This is a genomic window from Ancylobacter sp. (assembly GCF_965279025.1).
Taxonomy (GTDB): Bacteria; Pseudomonadota; Alphaproteobacteria; order Rhizobiales; family Xanthobacteraceae; genus Ancylobacter.
In genome coordinates this window covers 407,987-427,206 of sequence record NZ_OZ257132.1, presented here as the reverse complement: position 1 = coordinate 427,206, position 19,220 = coordinate 407,987, and the positions used below count along the sequence as shown (strand labels likewise).

20 protein-coding genes, 1 other RNA gene and 1 pseudogene are annotated in these 19,220 nt (G+C 68.3%); 8 read left to right on the top strand and 14 right to left on the bottom strand.

The features are described 5' to 3' along the window. Window positions 1-108: 108 nt before the first annotated feature. Together ACQY76_RS01995 and ACQY76_RS01990 are read right to left on the bottom strand one after the other, a co-directional pair. A complete protein-coding gene (locus tag ACQY76_RS01995; RefSeq protein ID WP_428031249.1) occupies window positions 109-588 on the bottom strand; it encodes an N-acetyltransferase family protein in 480 nt (159 codons plus the stop codon). Next, entirely contained in the window at window positions 588-1,382 is a 795-nt protein-coding gene (locus tag ACQY76_RS01990; RefSeq protein WP_428031248.1) for a thymidylate synthase, read from the bottom strand. Before ACQY76_RS01990 ends, ACQY76_RS01995 begins: the two co-directional genes overlap by 1 nt. A gap of 185 nt (window positions 1,383-1,567) precedes the next feature. On the opposite strand from ACQY76_RS01990, the gene ACQY76_RS01985 reads away from it, so the two are divergent. From ACQY76_RS01985 to ACQY76_RS01965, 5 genes and pseudogenes are all read left to right on the top strand, one after another. Next, the gene (locus tag ACQY76_RS01985) at window positions 1,568-1,885 is read left to right on the top strand and encodes a hypothetical protein (protein ID WP_428031247.1); all 318 of its coding nucleotides are present in this window, start codon (window positions 1,568-1,570) and stop codon (window positions 1,883-1,885) included. Between the two features lie 31 nt (window positions 1,886-1,916). Then, window positions 1,917-2,270, top strand: a transfer-messenger RNA (tmRNA) gene (ssrA, locus tag ACQY76_RS01980). Window positions 2,271-2,322: 52 nt separating this feature from the next. Then, a pseudogene (locus tag ACQY76_RS01975) lies at window positions 2,323-2,856 on the top strand (SspB family protein); the annotation flags it as partial. Window positions 2,857-3,277: 421 nt separating this feature from the next. After that, window positions 3,278-4,567 (top strand): flavin monoamine oxidase family protein, encoded by a 1,290-nt coding sequence (locus ACQY76_RS01970; protein ID WP_428031246.1) that lies wholly within the window; start codon window positions 3,278-3,280, stop codon window positions 4,565-4,567. Then, the gene (locus ACQY76_RS01965; protein ID WP_428031245.1) at window positions 4,564-5,073 is read left to right on the top strand and encodes a dihydrofolate reductase; all 510 of its coding nucleotides are present in this window, start codon (window positions 4,564-4,566) and stop codon (window positions 5,071-5,073) included. The genes ACQY76_RS01970 and ACQY76_RS01965 overlap by 4 nt, the downstream gene beginning before the upstream one ends. Window positions 5,074-5,092: 19 nt before the next feature. Here the strand turns inward: ACQY76_RS01965 and ACQY76_RS01960 are convergent, their stop codons facing one another. From ACQY76_RS01960 to ACQY76_RS01930, 7 genes are all read right to left on the bottom strand, one after another. Continuing rightward, complete coding sequence (locus ACQY76_RS01960) at window positions 5,093-5,743, bottom strand: hypothetical protein (protein WP_428031244.1); 651 nt, start codon at window positions 5,741-5,743, stop codon at window positions 5,093-5,095. Between the two features lie 112 nt (window positions 5,744-5,855). After that, a complete protein-coding gene (ykgO, locus tag ACQY76_RS01955) occupies window positions 5,856-5,981 on the bottom strand; it encodes a type B 50S ribosomal protein L36 (protein ID WP_013167868.1) in 126 nt (41 codons plus the stop codon). A gap of 147 nt (window positions 5,982-6,128) precedes the next feature. Beyond that, window positions 6,129-6,545, bottom strand: a complete 417-nt coding sequence (locus ACQY76_RS01950; RefSeq protein WP_428031243.1) for a DUF4260 domain-containing protein — start codon at window positions 6,543-6,545, stop codon at window positions 6,129-6,131. A gap of 5 nt (window positions 6,546-6,550) precedes the next feature. Then, on the bottom strand, window positions 6,551-7,054 hold the full coding sequence (rnhA, locus tag ACQY76_RS01945) for a ribonuclease HI (protein ID WP_428031242.1): 504 nt from the start codon (window positions 7,052-7,054) through the stop codon (window positions 6,551-6,553). After that, window positions 7,051-8,031: a homoserine kinase gene (locus ACQY76_RS01940; RefSeq protein ID WP_428031241.1), complete on the bottom strand. Its 981-nt coding sequence runs from the start codon at window positions 8,029-8,031 to the stop codon at window positions 7,051-7,053. The genes rnhA and ACQY76_RS01940 overlap by 4 nt, the downstream gene beginning before the upstream one ends. A gap of 15 nt (window positions 8,032-8,046) precedes the next feature. Continuing rightward, entirely contained in the window at window positions 8,047-9,027 is a 981-nt protein-coding gene (gene ispH / locus ACQY76_RS01935) for a 4-hydroxy-3-methylbut-2-enyl diphosphate reductase (RefSeq protein ID WP_428032912.1), read from the bottom strand. A gap of 67 nt (window positions 9,028-9,094) precedes the next feature. Continuing rightward, on the bottom strand, window positions 9,095-9,751 hold the full coding sequence (locus tag ACQY76_RS01930) for a YceI family protein (RefSeq protein WP_428031240.1): 657 nt from the start codon (window positions 9,749-9,751) through the stop codon (window positions 9,095-9,097). A 259-nt stretch (window positions 9,752-10,010) separates the two neighbouring features. Between ACQY76_RS01930 and ACQY76_RS01925 the strand changes: the two genes are divergently transcribed. Further along, window positions 10,011-10,721 carry a DUF1013 domain-containing protein gene (locus ACQY76_RS01925; RefSeq protein ID WP_428031239.1) on the top strand — a complete coding sequence of 237 codons (711 nt, stop codon included), beginning with the start codon at window positions 10,011-10,013 and terminating at the stop codon, window positions 10,719-10,721. A 95-nt stretch (window positions 10,722-10,816) separates the two neighbouring features. Here ACQY76_RS01925 and ACQY76_RS01920 read toward each other — a convergent pair whose 3' ends face one another. Both ACQY76_RS01920 and ACQY76_RS01915 read right to left on the bottom strand, forming a co-directional pair. Beyond that, window positions 10,817-12,745, bottom strand: a complete 1,929-nt coding sequence (locus ACQY76_RS01920) for a propionyl-CoA synthetase (protein WP_428031238.1) — start codon at window positions 12,743-12,745, stop codon at window positions 10,817-10,819. A 223-nt stretch (window positions 12,746-12,968) separates the two neighbouring features. Continuing rightward, the gene (locus ACQY76_RS01915; RefSeq protein WP_131837026.1) at window positions 12,969-13,145 is read right to left on the bottom strand and encodes a YdcH family protein; all 177 of its coding nucleotides are present in this window, start codon (window positions 13,143-13,145) and stop codon (window positions 12,969-12,971) included. A 211-nt stretch (window positions 13,146-13,356) separates the two neighbouring features. Here ACQY76_RS01915 and ACQY76_RS01910 point away from each other — a divergent pair, with 211 nt between their 5' ends. Beyond that, window positions 13,357-13,563, top strand: a complete 207-nt coding sequence (locus ACQY76_RS01910) for a YdcH family protein (RefSeq protein ID WP_428031237.1) — start codon at window positions 13,357-13,359, stop codon at window positions 13,561-13,563. 67 nt (window positions 13,564-13,630) lie between these two features. On the opposite strand, the gene ACQY76_RS01905 is transcribed toward ACQY76_RS01910, so the two are convergent. Together ACQY76_RS01905 and ACQY76_RS01900 are read right to left on the bottom strand one after the other, a co-directional pair. After that, on the bottom strand, window positions 13,631-14,116 hold the full coding sequence (locus ACQY76_RS01905) for a peroxiredoxin (RefSeq protein WP_428031236.1): 486 nt from the start codon (window positions 14,114-14,116) through the stop codon (window positions 13,631-13,633). Window positions 14,117-14,247: 131 nt separating this feature from the next. After that, window positions 14,248-15,099, bottom strand: coding sequence for a protein-disulfide reductase DsbD domain-containing protein (locus ACQY76_RS01900; protein ID WP_428031235.1), 852 nt, complete (start codon window positions 15,097-15,099; stop codon window positions 14,248-14,250). Between the two features lie 135 nt (window positions 15,100-15,234). Between ACQY76_RS01900 and ACQY76_RS01895 the strand changes: the two genes are divergently transcribed. Then, window positions 15,235-15,861, top strand: coding sequence for a YqgE/AlgH family protein (locus tag ACQY76_RS01895; RefSeq protein ID WP_428031234.1), 627 nt, complete (start codon window positions 15,235-15,237; stop codon window positions 15,859-15,861). 45 nt (window positions 15,862-15,906) lie between these two features. Here the strand turns inward: ACQY76_RS01895 and ACQY76_RS01890 are convergent, their stop codons facing one another. Then, window positions 15,907-18,972, bottom strand: coding sequence for an EAL domain-containing protein (locus ACQY76_RS01890; RefSeq protein WP_428032911.1), 3,066 nt, complete (start codon window positions 18,970-18,972; stop codon window positions 15,907-15,909). Window positions 18,973-19,220: the final 248 nt, after the last annotated feature.

Below are 19,220 nucleotides of genomic sequence, written 5' to 3'. Positions count from 1 at the left end.
CCAGGCGTGCAACAGGGTCCCGGACGGCGAGACGCCGGCCCGGGGCCGTGCGCCGGGGTTGCATCGGGCGGTTCTCTGCCGGGGCGGCGGGGTGATGCCCCAGGCGGCTCACCCTGCCGCGAGATTTTCCAGCGCCTCGCCGCTGACACGCTGCATGGTCCACGCGTCCAGCGGCACCGCGCCGACCGAGCGGTAGAAGCGGATCGCGGGCTCGTTCCAGTCCAGCACGTTCCACTCGAAACGACCGAGCCCCTCATCGACGCAGCGGCGGGCGAGCGCCTGCATCAGCGCCTTGGCGATGCCGCGCCCGCGAAAGTCGGGACGCACGAAGATGTCTTCGAGGAAGATGCCGTGCCGGCCGCGAAAGGTGGAGAAGGTGTAGTACCAGAGCGCGAAGCCGGCCGGCGCGCCGTCCCATTCCGCGATGTCGCAGAACACGCGCGGCTGCGGGCCGAACAGCGCGGCATCGAGATCCGCCTGCGTCGCCGCCACCTCGTGCAGCAGCTTCTCGTAATCGGCGAGTTCGCGCACCAAGGCGAGGATCAGCGCGGCATCGTCCGGCCGGGCGGGGCGGAGGGCGAGGGACATCAGACCGCCACCGGCGCCTTGATGGCGGGGTGCGGGTCGTAGCCCTCGAGGGCGATATCCTCGAAGCGGAAGGCGAACAGGTCGTTCACGGCGGGGTTCAGCTTCAGGCGCGGCAAGGCGCGGGGCGCGCGCGAGAGCTGCTCGTTCACCTGTTCGAGGTGGTTGAGATAGATATGCGCGTCGCCGAAGGTGTGAACGAAGTCGCCCACCTGAAGCCCGGTCACCTGCGCCATCATGTGGGTGAGCAAGGCATAGGAAGCAATGTTGAACGGCACGCCGAGGAAGATGTCGGCGGAGCGCTGGTAGAGCTGGCAGGAAAGCCGCCCGTCCTGCACGTAGAACTGGAACAGGCAATGGCAGGGCGGCAGCGCCATTTTCGGCACGTCGGCCGGGTTCCAGGCCGAGACGATCAGCCGGCGCGAATCAGGGTTGCGCCGTATGTCGGCGACGACCTGCGCGATCTGGTCGATGACGCCGCCCTGCCCATCCGGCCAGGAACGCCATTGATGGCCATACACCGGACCCAGATCGCCCGTCGCGTCGGCCCATTCGTCCCAGATCGAGACGCCGTTTGCCTTGAGATAGGCAATGTTGGTGTCGCCGGCGAGGAACCACAGCAATTCGTGGATGATGGAGCGCAGGTGCAGCTTCTTGGTGGTGACGGCCGGAAAGCCCTGCGACAGGTCGAAGCGCATCTGGTGGCCGAACACCGACAGCGTGCCCGTGCCGGTGCGGTCGTCGCGGCGCGCGCCCTCGCGCAGCACCCGTTCCAGAAACTCGTGATATTGCCGCATGCCTGTCGTCCCGGAGACGTCCCTGGCCACTACATATAGCATGCGAGGCCGCCTGCGCACCGGGTGCCCGGCACTCATCGACAGCTAATGGCGGTGGCCCGCGCTCAGCACTGCGGCGGTATCCGGGAACATTCCAGCCGGGGCCGACTTGTCCCGGAGCGGCCAGAAGTGAGGGAGGAAACACGATGACCCGGAGTACGGACGAGCTCAACACCGAGCTGCATCGCCTGCGCATGCATCTGAACCTGTTGGAGAAAGATGCGACGCACCCGCTCGATTTCACCATCGAGCATTCGCACACGGCGCCGGCGCTGGTGATGCGCGAGGGGCAGGCGCTGCGGAGCGCGCATTCCGAAGTGCGGCTCGATTACGAGATGGTGCGGCAACTGATGATGGAGGCGCTGCGGACCGCGATTGCCGGGATCGAGCAGAAGCTGTTTGGCACGGTGGGCGGCAACAAGCCGATCGAACATCTGCAATATGGCGACCAGACCGAGGCGTGAGCCGGCACAGGATTGGGGGCAGCGCCGATGCCCCCTTCCAACCGGGCGGGGGAAGCCCTATATTCGTTCTGCTGGCGCAAGCCGGATATGGCGATAAACGGACATCGGAATAAACTCTTCGGACCCGGGGGCAGTACCCGGCGCCTCCACCAGAACCCATCCATGGGTGGGCTGCGGCGGGGGCGAAACAGGATCGACGAGAGCGTAAAGGGTCTTCTTTCGCCCGGCATGGTACCGCCGTCATCGGACCAAACATATAGTTGCCAACGACAACTATGCTCCGGTTGCTCAGGCCGCGTGAGCGGTTTGATCTACGGAAAATAAGTCCAAGCGGGTAGCACCGTGAGGCGGGGTTCGCAGGCACCTGGCAACAGAAGCCTGCACTTCATTCTCTTGTCCTACTGGCGGTCGCGGCTGAAATCGGGTTCATTGCCGGCATGAGCGTCGACCTAATCCGATATGACCTGCTGGTGCAGGATGCGTTGCGCGGCGTCGTTGGCCGCGTCTTGACCGATGTCGCCCGCGAAGGGCTGCCCGGGGAGCACCACCTCTATCTGGCCTTCGATACCTGCGCGCCCGGCGTGCGGATTTCGCCGCGGCTGAAGGAGCGCTATCCCGAAGAGATGACCATCGTCCTCCAGCACCAGTTCTGGGACCTGATCGTCACCGAGCAGTTCTTCGAGGTTGGGCTGTCCTTCAACGGCATTCCCGAAAAGCTGCATGTGCCCTTCGACGCGCTCAAGGGCTTCTTCGACCCCTCGGTGAAGTTCGGCCTGCAGTTCGAGCCGGTGGAAGATCTGGAAGACGAGGATGAGGACGAGGCGGCCGACGCGGCCGGACCGACCCTCACCAGCGTGCCGCCGACGCCGATCGGCGAGGGCCGTCCGACCTCCGTGCCCTCCACCCGCGCTCCCTCGCGGCTGGCCGACGTGTCGGCCAAGGGGCGGCCGGCGTCGTTCCCGAAGCCCGAATCGGTTGCCGAGCCGGAAAAACCGGCCTCGGCCAAGCCCGCCGTGGCAAAGCCCGCTGCCGTCACACCTGCCGCCGCCAATCCCGATGGGGCTAAACCCGATGCGGCCAAGCTTGATGCGGCCAAGCCGACCGGTCCCGTTGCGGTGCCGGCCGCCAAGGCGCCGCCGACCGCCGCGCCTGCCGCTACCAGGACGGCGGACACCAAGACAGCCGCCGCCAAGCCTTCAGAGAAGCCTTCGGACAAATCTTCGGATGCGAAGCCGGGGCCGAAGGAGGTCGTCGATGCCGCTGATCCGAAGGATGGTGGCTCCGGCGGGGCGCAGGTCGTGCGGCTCGATTCGTTCCGCAAGAAATAGGGCGTTCGCCGGCATGTGCCGCGCATCGTCGCCGCCTTGAACTCTCCCGAAACCGGAATCGACCGTGGCTCTGCAGCATGAGGTAATCGTCGTCGGCGCCGGCGCCGCGGGCCTTGCGGCCGGTGCCCGGCTGAAGCAGGCCGGTGTCGATGTCAGGGTGCTGGAAGCCGCCGCGCGCACCGGCGGGCGGGCCTTCACCGATACCGCGACCTTCGGCGTTGCCTGGGACCGCGGCTGTCACTGGCTGCACTCCGCCTCGGTCAATCCGCTGCGGGCGGCGGCGGACGAACTCGGCATCGCCTATCTCGCGCGCGGCAACCGCAAGGCGCGCGCGACGCATCTGGGCGACCACTGGGCAGGCGAGGACGAGCGCGAGGCGATCTGGCAGGCGATCCAGGACACTTATGGCGCCATCCACCAGGCAGGCGCCGAGGGCCGCGACGTCGCGGCGAGCGAGGTGCTGGGCCCGGCCACGCCGTGGACGCGGCTGGCGCGCCACTGGCTGACGCTGCTTTCAGCCGCCGAGCCGGAGCGGCTGTCGACGCTCGACTACGCCGCCTATACCGACACCGGCGAGAACTACCCGGTCGAAAAGGGCTATGGCGCGCTGGTCCAGGCCGTGGCGGCCCGCGCGGCGCCCGATCTCGACATCGTCACCGGCTGCCCGGTCTCGAAGGTGGACTGGTCGGGGCAGGGTGTGTCGCTTGCCACCCCGCGCGGCACGCTCACCGCGCGCCTGGCCATCGTCGCGGTGCCGACGTCGGTGATCGCGCGCGGCGGGCTCAGCTTCGCGCCGCTGCTGCCGCCGGAGCTTGCCGAGGCCTTCGAGGCGCTGCCGCTCGGCGCGGCGGAGAAGGTCGCCTTCCTGTTCGACCGCGATGTCTTCGGCGTGGAGCCCACCAGCTATATCGACACGCTCGACCTACGGGACCCGGATCGCAAGCCGGTCAATTTCACCCTGAACCCGTTCGGGCAGCCAATGGCCATCGCCCAACTCGGCGGCGAAAACGCGGCGCGGCTGGTGCAGGCCGGGCCGCAGGCGATGCGCGATTTCGCCCTCGCGGCGTTGAAGGACGCGTTCGGGGCAGACATCGAAAAACATATTGCGGGCGTCGCCACCACCGGCTGGGTCGCGGATCCGCTGATCGGCGGCGGCTATAGCTGCGCGCTGCCGGGCCTCGCGCATCTGCGCGGACGGCTGACGCAGGCGCTCACGCAGCCCGTGGGCGAGCGCGTGCTGTTCGCCGGCGAGGCGGCCTCGCCCCATGCCTATTCCACCGCCCATGGCGCCCACCAGACCGGGCTTGCAGCGGCGGAGACGGCGCTGGCGCTGCTGCGGGGGAGGCCCACATGACCACGCTTACCCTTGTTGCCGCCGTGGCGGAAAATGGCGTGATCGGGCGCGGCGACGCGCTGCCCTGGCATATTTCCGGCGATCTCAAGCGCTTCCGGGCGATCACCTGGGGCAAGCCGATCCTGATGGGGCGGCGGACCTTCGAATCGATCGGCAAGCCGCTGCCGGGGCGCACCAGCCTTGTCATCACCCGCGACACCGGCTTCCGGCCGCCGGAGGGCGTGCTGGTGGTGTCCTCCCTCGGCGCGGCGCTGGAGCGCGGGGCGCAGGAGGCGGAAAAGCTGGGCGTGGACGAGATGGCGGTGATCGGCGGCGCGCAGATCTATGCGCAAGCCTTCCCGCACGCCGCGCGGCTGCGCCTCACCGAGGTGCATGGCCAGCCGGAGGGCGATGTCTTTTTCCCCGCCTTCGACCGCGCCGCCTGGCGCGAGGTCGGGCGCGAAGACCCTGCCCAGGGCGAGAAGGACGAGTTCGCCTTCAGCTTCGTGGATTACAACAAGGCCTAATCGGCCCGGCACCGCCGTCTCAGATCGGCCGGCCCTCGACCTTGATCGACAGTTCCTTCTCCAGATCGTCGATCTCGTCGAGGTGGGGATAGATGGCGAGGGCATGGCGCGCCGCCTCCAGCGCGCGCTTGTCGTCGCCGATCTCCTTGCAGATGATGGCGATGCCGGCCCAGGCGCCATAATGGCGGGGCTCGCGGGCGACGACCTGGCGCAGGTCGACCAGCGCGTTGGAAAAGTCCTGCCGCAGGAAGAAGACGGTGGCGCGCTTGTTCCACGCCTCCAGATAATCCGGCTCGATGCGCAGCAGGCCGTCGAGCAATTCGACGGCGAGGTCGAACTGCTTGGCCTGCGTCGCCTGCGAGGCGCGCTCCATCAGCAGGTCGGCCGTGTCGCTGCCGGAAGGGGTGAGCGCCACATCGATGCGCGCCGCGATCGCCTTGGCCGATTCCGGATCAGGCGCCATTTGGAGCGCCGCAAACAGCGCGTCCAGCCGCTTGGCGGGGTCGGGCTCGGCCTTGGCGTTCTTGGGGCCTGCCGGCTGTGCAGGGTCGGCACTCTGCGCGGCATCGCTCCTGCCCGCCGCAGCGGGCGGCGTGGTCAGCGGGGCCGGGTCGGCCAGAGCGCCAAGCGGCGCGGCGGCAAGCATCAGGACAGCAAAAAGGGCGCGCATGACTCCAGTCTAGGAGGCATGGCGCCCTTGATCAATATTGCAGGCCGGCAGGCCGCGAACTCGTGAACGCGGTTTCCCGCGCGAGAGCGCCCGGCCCGGCCTGAAGCTCGGCTCAGCCCTGGCGGGCCTTGAAGCGCTTCTGGGTCTTGTTGATGATGTAGACGCGGCCCTTGCGGCGCACCAGACGGTTGTCGCGGTGACGGCCAAGGAGCGACTTGAGCGAATTACGGATCTTCATGACACTAACCTTCGGATCGACGGCGCCTGCGTAAGAGACGGCGCCCCATGGCCGCGTCTCGATCCGCCAGCAGAAATTGAGGCCCGGCTGATAGCGGAGCGGAGGGGGCTTTGTCAATCCGCGCGGCCACTTCCCGCGCCGCCTTCCTCACTTTCGACCGAGGCGGCCGAGATGGGTGAGGGCGAAGCCGGCGGTGTATTTGAGGCCGTAGCCCAAGGCGCGGTCGAGGCCGATATGGGCGAGCCAGATGAGGGCGAGCGTCCCGGCGAGCGGCGCGCCCAGCGCATGCGCCGCGATCCCCATCGCCAGCGGCCCGACATAGCTGTGGACGGCGTTGTAGAGGTGCGCGCCGCTCTTCGGCCCGGCGAGATAGCCGAGCATGGAAAGGTCCGGCGCCAGAATCAGCGCCGCGAACAGCCACCAGCTGGCGCCGATCGCCGCATAAGCCACCAGCGCGGCGGCGAACACGGCAAGCCCCTCGGCGCGCAGAATCAGCGCCGGCGCTCCGCTCGCCGCTCCGGTGAGCGGCACCGCGCCATCGGGCTCTTCCAAAGGCGGGTGCATGGCGATTACCGCCCGGCCTTGTAGGGCGCCATGCCGGCGCGGGCGAGCTCGTCCGCGCGCTCGTTCATCGCGTCGCCGGCGTGGCCCTTGACCCAGTGCCAGCGAATTTCGTGGCGGGCGATGGCGGCTTCCAGCCGCTCCCACAGGTCGACATTCTTCACCGGCTTCTTGTCGGCGGTGCGCCAGCCATTGCGCTTCCAGCCGGCGATCCATTTGGTGATGCCGTTGCGCATATATTCGCTGTCGGTGTGCAGATCGACCGTGCAGGGGCGCTTGAGTGCCTCCAGCGCCGAGATCGCCGCCATCAGCTCCATGCGGTTATTGGTGGTGGGTACCTCGCCGCCCGAGAGTTCCTTCTGCGAGCCGGCATAGTTCAGGATGGCGCCCCAGCCGCCGGGGCCGGGATTGCCCGAGCAGGCGCCGTCGGTCCAGATCGCCACGATACCCTTGGGCGCGTCACTGGGGGCATCGTCGGCGAAGACGCGGGCGGTTCCGGGGGCTGTCTTCACGCGCTTATGCTTTCGATGATGCCATAGTCGCGCGGGCTCGCCACCGAGCGGTGGAAGCGCAACCGGCGCAAATATTCCAGCGGGTCGTGCGGGCGCACCAGCGCGCCGGGCGGCACGTTCAGCCAGTCGACCAGCCGGGTGAGCAGGAAGCGCAGCGCAGCGCCCCGTGCCAGCAGCGGCAGGGCCGCGATCTCGTCCGCCCCCAGCGGCCGCTCGGCCTGGTAGCCGGCCAGCAAGGCGCGGCCCTTGGTCTGGTTGTAGGCGCCGTCCGGCTCGAAGCACCAGGCGTTGAGACAGATGGCGACGTCATAGGCGAGCAGGTCGTTGCAGGCGAAATAGAAGTCGATCAGCCCGGAAAGCCGCCCGTCGGTGAAGAACACATTGTCCGGAAACAGGTCGGCATGGATGATGCCGGCCGGCAGGTCGGTGGGCCAGCTCGCCTCCAGCACGGCGAGTTCATCGGCGATGAGGGCGGCGAGCCCGGGCGCCACCGTGTCGGCACGCGCGCCGGCCTGCTCGTAGAGCGGGCGCCAGCCGGCGACGGAGAGCGCGTTGGCGCGGCGCAGGGCGGTGAAATCGGCCCCCGCCTTGTGCAGCCCCGCCAGCGCGCCGCCGAGCGCGGCGCAATGAGCGGCGCTGGGCCGGCGCACCGACATGCCGACAAGGAAGGTGGCGATGAGCGCCGGGCGCCCCGCCAGCATGCCGAGCGCGACGCCGGCCCGGTTCTTCACCGGCTGCGGGCAATCGATGCCGCGTGTCGCCAGATGCTCCATCAGACCGATGAAGAAGGGCAGGTCGCCGGGGTTCACCCGCTTTTCGTACAGCGTGAGGATGAAGCTGCCGGCCTCGGTCTGCAGCAGGTAATTGGAATTCTCGACGCCCTCGGCGATGCCCTTGAAGGCGCGCAGGCGGCCGAGATCATAGGTGGCGAGGAAGGCTTCGAGCTCTTCCGGGGAGACGTCGGTGTAAACGGCCATGGGGTGGGGTCGAGCCTATTCGGCAGCGTCGGAGCGGAGCTGCCGGGGCAGCGGGAAGAACACGTCCTCATGGGCGGTGTGCACCGTTTCCACCTTCAGGGTGTAACGCGTGGCGAAGGCGTCGAGGATTTCCTCGACAAGCACTTCCGGGGCTGAGGCGCCGGCGCTGACGCCGAGCGAGGCGATGGCGCCGAAGACGTTCCAGTCGATCTCGCTGGCCCGCTGCACCAGCACGGCATGCCGGCAGCCCTCGCGCTCGGCCGCCTCGCGCAGGCGCTGGGAATTGGAGGAATTCGGCGCGCCGACCACGATCATCGCGTCCACGTGCGGGGCGACGCGCTTCACCGCCTCCTGCCGATTGGTGGTGGCGTAGCAGATGTCTTCCTTGTGCGGCGCCACCATGGAGGGGAAGCGGGCGCGCAGGATCGCGACGATCTCGGCGGTGTCGTCGATGGAGAGCGTGGTCTGCGTGGTGAAGGCGAGGTTGTCAGGGTTGCGCGGCTCGAAGCGCCGCGCCTGCTCGGCGGTCTCCACCAGCGAGACGGCGCCCTCGGGGAGCTGTCCCATCGTGCCGATGACTTCCGGGTGCCCGGCATGGCCGATGAGCACGACCTCGCGGCCGCGCTTGTGGTGGACGGTGGCCTCGCGATGCACCTTGGTCACGAGCGGGCAGGTGGCATCGATGGCAAAGAAGCTGCGCCGGGCCGCGTCCTCCGGCACCGCCTTGGCGACGCCATGGGCGGAGAAGATGACGGGGGCGGTGGTGCCGGCGGGCACTTCGTGGAGTTCCTCGACGAAGATCGCACCCTTCGCCTTCAGCCCTTCGACCACATATTTGTTGTGCACGATCTCGTGGCGCACATAGACCGGCGGCCCGTACATTTCGAGCGCCCGCTCCACCGCGTCGATGGCGCGCACCACGCCGGCGCAGAAGCCGCGCGGGGCGCAGAGGAGGACGCGAAGCTCGGGCTTCCGGTCAGGTGTTTCGGCGGTCATCGCAGGGTCCAGCGGGGCCTCGCCACCGTCATGGGTGCCGTGGCCCGCGCTGTCAAGCACGGCCCGTTCAGGGCTGCTTGATGAAGGCCCCGACGATGTCGAGCGCCACCTCGTCCGAGACGACGGGCACGCCGAAGCCCATCCCGAACTCGCTGCGCATGATATCGGCCGTCGCGGTGAAGCCGATCGTCTCCTTCTTGGTCATCGGGTCGATGCCCCCGCCGAAGAAGCTGGCGTCCAGCGTGATCGTCTTCGTCACGCCACGCAGCGTGATTTCGCCTTCGATGGTGGCATCGGCGCCCTCGACCGTGATCCCGGTGGATTTGAACGTCGCGGTGGGAAATTTGGCGGCGTCGAGGAAGTCGGCGCTTGCCAGGTGGGTGGCGAAATCGGTCGAGGGGACGCGCAGGCTGGAGATCGGGATGGTGATTTCCAGCTTCGCCTCGTCGGGCTTGGCCGGGTCGAGCGCCAGCGTGCCGCTCGCCGCGCCGAACATGCCGGCGAGCGGGGTAATGCCCATGTGATTGACGGTCCAGACGATCTGGGTGTGGTCCGGATCGACCACATAGGTGCCGCCGGTGATGCGGGCGACATCGTCGGTGCCGGGCATGTCCGGTGCCTCGCCCGGTTGCGCCGGAATGTCCTGCGCCAGGCTCTGCCCGGCGCCGGCGCAGGCGGTGAATCCGATCAGCAGGGCCGTCGCCAGAAGTCGAACAGGCTTCATCGCTTTCTCCTCGATTCGGGAGGGCGGACGCTATCAGCGGCATCGACGGGGAACCACATCGACCTTTCGTCTTAGGATTTGCAGGAAGGCGCACGGAGGCTTATATTCGTCGCATCCCGGTCATCGCGAGACGGTCCGAGGCTCCGCCCCGCAGGGTGGTGGGGCGCGGGGAGAAGTTTGCGCGGCCGACGACCCGAAATCTGCGCGCCGGCTCGGTTTCCACCGCCTGCCTGCGCATCACTGGATGGAGACGCCTCCCATGGCGAACGCCCCGCTCATGCCGAAGGCCACCGCCGTGTGGCTGGTCGAGAATACCGCCCTGACATTCGACCAGATCGCGGACTTTTGTAAGCTGCATGTGCTCGAGGTGAAGGGTATCGCCGATGGCGAGGTGGCGCAGGGCATCAAGGGCAGCGACCCGATGACGACCGGCCAGCTGGCCCGCGAGGAAATCGAGCGCGCCGAGAAGAACCCCAACCACCGGCTGAAGCTGCTGGAATCGAAGGTGCGCCTGCCCGAGCCCAAGCGCCGCCGGGGCCCGCGCTACACGCCGGTTTCCAAGCGCCAGGACCGCCCGAACGCGATCCTCTGGCTGCTGCGCAATCACCCGGAGCTGAAAGACAGCCAGATCATGCGTCTGGTCGGCACCACCAAGACCACCATCGAATCGATCAAGGAGCGCACCCACTGGAATGCGCAGAACCTGACGCCGATGGATCCGGTGACGCTGGGCCTGTGCTCGCAGATCGACCTCGACATCGAGGTGCAGCGCTCCTCCAAGGACCGGCCCGCCTCGGCGGCGACCAGCGGCGAGCACGAGGCGACGCTGCTTCCGGTCGACGTGTCCACCGGCGACGGCCCGGAGCCCTTCGTCCCGACCCGCAAGCCGCGCGAGGAGCCGATCAACCTGGAGACCGTGTTCGCCAAGCTGGGCGGTTCGCGCAAGAGCGAGGCCGAAGACGAGGAGTGATCCTCGCTCCGGCTTTCGGCATCTGACAGCAAGAGAAAAGCCCGGGGCCGCGCTGCTCCGGGCTTTTTCATGAGCCTATTTGCCGTGGCGGCGACCTACGCCGCCGAATTCCGGGCAAGGCCGCGCGCCCCCAATGCCGCGGCGATCTCGTCGAGCGAGGCGGGGTCATCGATGGTCGCCGGCATGTTCCAGGGCTGCGCATCGGCGATCTTCTTCATCGTGCCGCGCAGGATCTTGCCGGAGCGCGTCTTGGGCAGCCGGTTCACCGTGATGGCGAGGCGAAACGCCGCCACCGGCCCGATGCGTTCGCGCACCAGCGCGACGATTTCCGCCTCGATGTCGGTTGGCGCGCGGGTGACGCCCACCTTCAGCACCACGAAGCCGCAGGGCACCTCGCCCTTCAACTCGTCATGGATGCCGATGACCGCGCATTCGGCGACATCGGCGTGGCCGGCGAGCACTTCCTCCATGCCGCCGGTGGAGAGGCGGTGCCCGGCCACGTTGATGATGTCGTCGGTGCGGCCCATGATGAAGAGCTGGCCATCGGCGTCGGCGAAGCCTGCATCGGCGGTCTTGTAGTAGCCGGGATAGTCGACGAGGTAGCTCGCGCGAAAGCGCTCATCCTGCCGCCACAGCGTGGGCAGGCAGCCGGGCGGCAGCGGCAGCTTGATGGCGATGGAGCCCATGCGGTCGGGGCCGAGGGGATGCCCGCCCTCATCGAGTATGTCGACCTGGTAGCCCGGCATCGGCACGCCGGTGGAGCCGACGCGGACCGGCAGTGCTTCCAGCCCCACCGGGTTGCCGGCGATGGCCCAGCCGGTTTCGGTCTGCCACCAATGATCGACCACCGGCACGCCGAGCCTGGCCTTGGCCCATTCCACCGTGTCGGGATCGGCCCGCTCGCCGGCGAGGAACAAGGTGCGCAGGCTGGAGAGGTCATAGTCGCGCATCAGCCGGCCTTGGGGATCTTCCTTCTTGATGGCGCGCAGGGCGGTGGGGGCGGTGAACAGCACTGCCACCTTGTACTCTTCCACCACCCGCCAGAACGCGCCGGCGTCCGGCGTCCCCACCGGCTTGCCCTCGTAGAGCAGCGTGGTACAGCCGGCGAGCAGCGGCGCGTAGATGATGTAGGAATGGCCGACCACCCAGCCAATATCGGAGGCCGACCAGTAGACCTCGCCCGGCTGCACGCCATAGAGCGCTTCCATCGACCAGCGCAGCGCCACCATATAGCCGCCGCTGTCGCGCACCACGCCCTTGGGTTTGCCCGTGGTGCCCGAGGTGTAGAGGATGTAGAGCGGATCGGTGGCCTCCACCGGCACACACGCCGCCACGGTGCCGGCAGCGTGGGCTTCCTCGCGCAAGGCCGCCCAGTCATGGTCGCGGCCGGGCAGGAGCTTCGCCTCAAGCTGCGGCCGCTGGAAGATGAGGCAGGCCTCCGGCTGGTGCTTCGCCATGGTCAAGGCGAGGTCGAGCAGCGGCTTGTAGGCGACGATGCGCGAGGGCTCGATGCCGCAGGAGGCGGAGAGCACGACCTTGGGCGCGGCATCCTCGATGCGGCTGGCGAGCTCGGCGGCGGCGAAACCGCCGAATACGACGGAATGCACCGCGCCGATGCGGGCGCAGGCAAGCATGGCGAACACCGCCTCGGGGATCATCGGCATGTAGATGACGACGCGGTCGCCCTTGCCGACACCGCGTTCGCGCAGGATGCCGGCGAGCAGGCTCACCTCGCTCTGCAGCTCGGCATAGGTGACGGTGCGCCGGGCGTCGGCGAGCGGGCTGTCGTAGAAAATGGCCGGCTGCGCGCCGCGTCCGGCGGTCACGTGCCGGTCCACCGCATTGTGGCAGACATTGCCGGTCCAGCCGGGAAACCAGCGGCCATAGACGCCGAGCGCGGGATCGAAGACGCGGTCGCCTTCGCTGAACCAGCCTATGGCGCCGGCGGCGTCGCGCCAGAAGCCCTCGGGGTCGCGGATGGACCGTGCGTGGATGTCAGGGTAGCGGCTGGCGGAACCGGTCATGGCGGGCGTCTCCCAGAGGACGGCTCTTGGCGGCCGTCCTTCCGGTCGAAGGATTCCGCCTTCTGCCGCGCGCTGGCAAGGACGATGAAGTGCTTACGTCCTTCGTCGCGTTCCGTCGCCCGTGCGCCTGGTCCGCCGGCGCCCCAAACGCGAACCGCCGGCGAGGTGCCGGCGGCCGGGTGTTGATGAGATGGGGATCGTGCCGGAGAGCCGGCCAGTGGGGCTAGTGGAGCGTGGCTCCCTTGAGCCGGGCGATCTCGTCCTTGAGGATCAATTTGCGCCGCTTCAGGTCGGCGATGCGCGTATCGTCAGTGGCGGGACGTATGGTCTCTTCCCGCAATTGCTTCTCAAGCGCCTGATGGCGTCGTTCGAGCTCGGCAACATGCGACTGCATGGTCATGGACAGCTTCTCCTGTCTTCCGAAATGAACGTCATCAGTCTGTCACGAGAGCCCGGGGCTGTCGATGAAAGGATGTGCTGCACCGCAGCGTGGTAACCCGTTCAGGGAGTTGCGCGCCCCTGTTGCGGCCGGCGGCGAGGGCGGCGATACTCGGCGCAGGTCCCGCGGGCAGGGACGCTGAGTCGGATTTCGGGTCGGGCGTTTGACAGAGATGACGGCGGATGAGGAGCGCGAGTTCCAGGATCTTCTGGAGCATTTGCGGCAGGAGCATCGCGATCTCGATATCGCGATCCAGGCGCTGCAGGACATGCCCGGAAGCGACCAGCTTCAGCTCGCACGGCTGAAGAAGCGCAAGCTGCAGCTGCGCGATCGCATCGGCTATATCGAGGACCAGATCTGTCCCGACATCATCGCCTGACCGGCGGGCGGGACAAGCGCTCCCGGCGCGATGGCAAGGCCACCGGCCGGGAGGCTGAAGGCGCGGCTCAGAACTGGGTGAGCAGCACGTCGGCGTTGGTCTTGTCGGCCTTGCTCGGCACGTCCTCGACATTGAGGATCAGCACTTCGCCATCGTCGACCAGCATGGAATAGCGCTTGGAGCGCACGCCGAGGCCGGCGCCCGAGGCGTCGAAGTCGAGGCCGACCGCCTTGGCGAACTCGCCATTGCCGTCCGACAGGAACACGATCTTGCCGCTGGCATTGGACGCCTTTTCCCAGGCGGCCATCACGAAGGGATCGTTCACCGCCGTCACCGCAATGGTGCTGACGCCCTTGGCAAGAATTTCCTCGGCGCGGGCGATGAAGCTCGGCAGGTGGTTCTTGTGGCAGGTGGGCGTGAAGGCGCCCGGCACCGCGAACAGCACGACCTTCTTGTTCTTGAACAGCTCATCGGTGGATTTCGGCACCGGGCCGTCCTCCGTGGCCACGCGGAAGGTCACGCTGGGAAGCTGGTCGCCGACCTTGATCGTCATGGATATGTCCTTTCATACGTAGGAAAAGAGGAACGGGAACCGCCGAAGGGCCGGCGTCGACAGTGCTCGCCGCGACCGCAGGGTCCGCTCGGGCGGTACCATAGCGGTTTCCGGCGTGCCGGGAAGCCGGATCAGTGGTGGGAAAGCGGCGCGTGCACCTCGATGGCCCGGTCGCCGTCGACCAGGGTGAAGCGAAGCTGGGCCGTGCCGATATCCGCGCCCTTGGGCACGCCATCGACCGGCAGGGTGAAGGTGACGCGCCCGTCCGGGCCGGTTTCGCGCGCCGGCAGCGGCAGCGCCCAGTCGTCGCCCGGCCCCTCGACGAAGAGGTCGGCGTTGTTGGCATCACCGACCTGCGCCACGAGGCGGATGGCCGCGCCGTCCTTGCCGTCCTGCAGCAGGGCGGTGGCGATGCGGGGCTCGCCGCCGGCGCCGAGCGCCGCCCTATGCGGCACGCGCGCCAGCGCCTGCGTCAACGCTGCCGAGGGCGCGCCGCCGCCGCTTGGCACGGCGAGGCCGAGCGCGGCACTGGCGGGCTGGCAGATCTTGCCGCAGACGGCGAAATCGAGGTTGAGCTTGAGCTCGACGGCCTTTGACGGGTCCTTCGGCGTGATGCGCAGCGGCAGCACGACGTCCGTCTTGTAGCCGATGGAGAAGGAGCCGCCATCGTCGAAGCGCACGGGCGCGGGCCACAGCACCTCGACATCCTCGACATTCTGCGAGCCGCTCCAGTCGAATTGCGGCGGAACGCCGCTGTCGCCGGGATAGCGCCAATAGGTCTTGAGGCCGGGGCTCAGCCGAATTTCGACGCCGCCGATCAGGGCGCCGCCTTCCGTGCCGCCGGCGACCAGCCGGGCCGCCGTGCCCTCCGGCGCCGACCAATCCGACATCTCGCTCGCCAAGGCGGAGCCGAGGAGCGCGGGGCCGGCGAGCGGCATCGCGGCAAGCGAGCACAGGAGGAGGGGGCGCAGACGAGCAAGCATGGCCTTGGCGATAGCCTCTCAGGTCGCGATGGGGAAGCGGCCACAGGCGCACGTTCGTGTGAGCCCCTGCCTCCGGCACCGGCCATGCGCCGGCGCGGACTTGAAAATGCACGGGCGGGGTTTACGCTTTCCCCCATGTGGATTGGACGCGAACGCCCCCAGGGGCTCGGCAACACGATGAGCGGGACCTTCCTCGACGGGCAGATGCTGGTCGCCATGCCGGGCATGCGCGACGAGCGCTTCGCCCGCGCGGTGATCTATCTGTGTGCGCATTCCTCGGAAGGCGCGATGGGCATCGTGGTCAACCAGCTGGCAAACCACGTCAATTTTCCCGATTTGCTGGTGCAGCTCGATGTCATCCCCGGCGATGAGCGCAGCCATCTCCCGCGCAGTGCCGGCGGCGTGAAGGTGCTGCGCGGCGGGCCGGTGGAGACCGGACGCGGGTTCGTGCTCCACACCGCCGATTTCTTCATCGAGGATTCGACACTGCCGATCGATGACGGCATCTGCCTCACCGCCACCCTCGACATTCTGAAGGCGATGGCGACCGGCAGCGGCCCGGCGAACGCCATGCTGGCGCTCGGCTATGCCGGCTGGGCGCCGGGGCAGTTGGAGAACGAGATCCAGCAGAATGGCTGGCTGCATTGCCCTGCCGATCCGGCGCTGGTGTTCGAGGCCGAGGCAAGCCAGAAATACGACCTTGCCTTGCGCAAGATCGGCATCCATCCGGGCATGCTGTCGTCCGAGGCCGGGCACGCCTGAGCCGCCGCGCGGCCTGCGGCATTTCGCTTCAGCATGAACGCTGCTTCAGCTTGAACTTTGCGTCGACGGCGTGGGAACGGCAGGCGTGGCAGGTGTCGCCGCCGGTGCCGGGCGCGCCGGTGCAGAAGGTGTCACGCCGGGCTGGGGTGCCGGACGCGCCGCCTGTTGCGCCGCCGGGCTGGCCGTGCCGGGACGCGCGGGGGGCGCGGCGGCCGAGACGACGGCCTTGGCGCCGCGCGAAAGCTGGCGTCCGCGTTCGAGCAGCGAGGCCGGCGGCTGCTCCGGCTGCAGCCGCTTGCGGGCTTCCTCGTTGGTCATCGCCTCGCCGAAGAACCGACCCTGGCCATAGCGACAGCCGAGCTTGCCCAGCGCGGCGGCGACCTGCTCGGTCTCGATGCCTTCGGCGATGATGTCCATGCCGAGATCATGCGCCATGTTGATGATGGTGCGCAGGATGATCGGGCGCTGGGCCTTGTCGCCGCGCCGTCCCAGCGCCTTGGTGAAGGTGCGGTCGACCTTGATGCTGTCGAAGGGGAAGCGCTGGAGATAGGCGAGGGCGGAATAGCCGGAGCCGAAATCGTCGAGCGTCAGCCCGGCATCGAGTTCGCGCATGCGCAGCAGGATCTGCGCCGCATATTCCGGGTTCTCCATCGCCAGCGATTCGGAGAGTTCGAGCTTCAGCGTGCCGGGAGCGACCACGTTGCGCGCCAGCACCGCCTTGAGGTCCTGCAGCAGATCGTGCCGCAGCAATTGCCGCGAGGAGATGTTGACCGATACGAAGACCGGCTCGCCGCGCAGGGTGCGCTGCCACACGCCGAGCTGGCGGGCGGCGGTGTCGAGCAGGTACAGGCCGAGATCGACGATGAGGCCCGATTCCTCGGCGACGCCGAGGAAATCGTCCGGCCCCAGCGTGCCGAGCGTCGGGTGCTGCCAGCGCATCATCGATTCGAAGCCGGCGATCTGGCGCGTCGCGAGGTCGGCCACCGGCTGGTAGAGGATGCTGATCTCGCCGCGCTCCAGCGCCTGCCGAAGGTCCTGCTCGATGGTGATCCGGTCGAGCTTCTGCGCCCGCATATTGGGCCGGAACACCTCGATGCGGTCGCCGCCGACGCGCTTGGCGAAGTACATGGCCAGCTCGGCGTCCTTCAACGTCTCCAGCGGGGTGCGCTTCTGGCCATCGGCCAGCAACAGGCCGATCGAGGCGGTGATGAAGATCTCGCGATCGCCGAAGGTGATCGGCGCGCGCAGCGTGCGGCGCAGCGTGTCGGCAAAGGCGGTGATGCGCTCGGGGTCGCGTTCGGACATCAGGATGAGAGCGAAATGGTCGCTGCCGAGGCGGGCCAGCGTGTCCTGCTGCTTGACGAGGCGCATCAGGCGCCGCGCGACAGTGAGCAGGATGGAATCGCCCGCCGGCATGCCGAGGCTGGCATTCACCTGCTTGAAGCGGTCGAGGTCGATCAGCAGCACGGTCGGGCGGATGTGCTCGTCGGTGCGGGCGAGCCCATTGGCCGAGGCGACACGGTCGAGGAAGAGTTCGCGGTTGGGCAGGCCGGTGAGGTTGTCGTGCACGGCATCGTGCAGCATCCGCTCCTCGGCGGTGCGGCTGTCGGTCACGTCCGACAGCGTGCCGATGCAGCGCACCACCTCGCCATCGGTGCCGACCACCGGCCGGGCGCGCAGATTGAACCAGAGATAATGGCCGTCATGGGCGCGCAGGCGGAAATCCTGGTCGATGCGCCCGCGCCGCTGGTCCAGCAGCCCGTCCAGCGTGGCGCGGAAGCGGTCGCGGTCGCCGGGATGGATGATGTCGAGCCAGCCGGCGGCCTCGGTCTCCAGCGTGCCCTGCTTGAGGCCCAGCATGTGCTCGGCCTCCGGGCTCACATGAATGCGGTCGGTGTCGACGTCCCAGTCCCACACGATATCACCGGCGCCCGCCACCGCCAGCGCCCGCCGCTCCAGCTCCTGGGCGCTGCCGGCGACCGAGCCGATGCCGGCGAAGGCGTGCTGCATCACCGTGAAGCCGATGAGCATGACGATGAGCACGAGGCCGCCGAGCAGCGAGGGGGCGACCAGATCATTGCCGATGCGCCCGGAGACGGCCATGCCGGCGGTGATGACCCACACCACCAGCAGGAACAGCGTCGGGATGATCAGCACGGCGCGGTCGTAGCGGTGCAGCGCCAGCCACACCACCACGCCGAACCCCATGAAGGAGACGACCAGCAGCGAGGGCCGGGCGATGCCGGCCGCCGCCGACGGGTCGAGCAGAGCCAGGCCCACAATGGCGGCCAGGAACACCAGCCAGCCGGCGGTGACATGGGCGTAGCGCACATGCCAGCGGTTGAGGTTGAGATAGGCGAACAGGAACACCACCAGCGTCGCCGCCAGGATCGCCTCGCCCGCCGCCCGCCAGAATTGCTGCGCCAGCGGCGAGATGCCGAACACCTTCGACCAGAAGCCGAAATCGAGGCCGATATAGCCCAGCACCGCCCAGGCCAGCGCTGCTGCGGCCGGGAACATCGCGCTGCCCTTGACCACGAACAGGATGGTGAGGAACAGGGCGAGCAGGCCGGCAATGCCGATGACGATGCCGTTATAGAGGGTGAAGCTGTTGACCTTGTCCTTATAGGCCTCCGGCTCCCACAGATAAAGCTGCGGCAGGCCGCCATCACCCAGCTCGGCCACCAGCGTCACCGTGGTGCCGGGGTCGAGGGTGAGGAAGAACACGTCGGCATCCGGTGCGTTCTGCAGCTCGGGGCGGAAGCCCTGGCTCGTCGTCACGTTGAGGATGCGCCGGTTGCCGAGGTCCGGCCAGAACACGCCGGAACCGACCATGCGGTAATGCGGCGCGACGATCAGCCGGTCGACCTGCTCGTCGGTATTGTTGGCGAGCGCGAAGATCGCCCATTTGCTGCCATTCGGCCCCGGGGCGACCGAGCGCACCTCGATGCGGCGGACGATGCCGTCGGCTCCCGGCACGGTGGAAACCTGGATGCGGTCGGTCTCGCTGGTGCGGCGCTCGATGGCGGGGGCGAGATCGACGACCGGGGCGTCGAGCCGGATCGCCACCGCTTCCAGCGCGCTCGCCGGTGGCAGGCCCAGCGCGAGCATCGCGAAAAGCAGCGTCGCCAGCACCGCGAGCGCCCGGGCGAAGGCCGGCCGGCGGGAGGTAAGGCGCGGCATTTCCCGCGACGGGACTGGACCAGCGATGACCAAACGAAATCCCCAGAAGACTGTATTCTACGCCGCGCCGCCGGCTCCCGACAGCGACGCGCTCCGATGAGTAACGGCGCCCGGCGGCATGAGCAAGGCACGATGAACGCGGCCCCTGCGCCGCTGCGAAGGCCGGACCCGGCGGG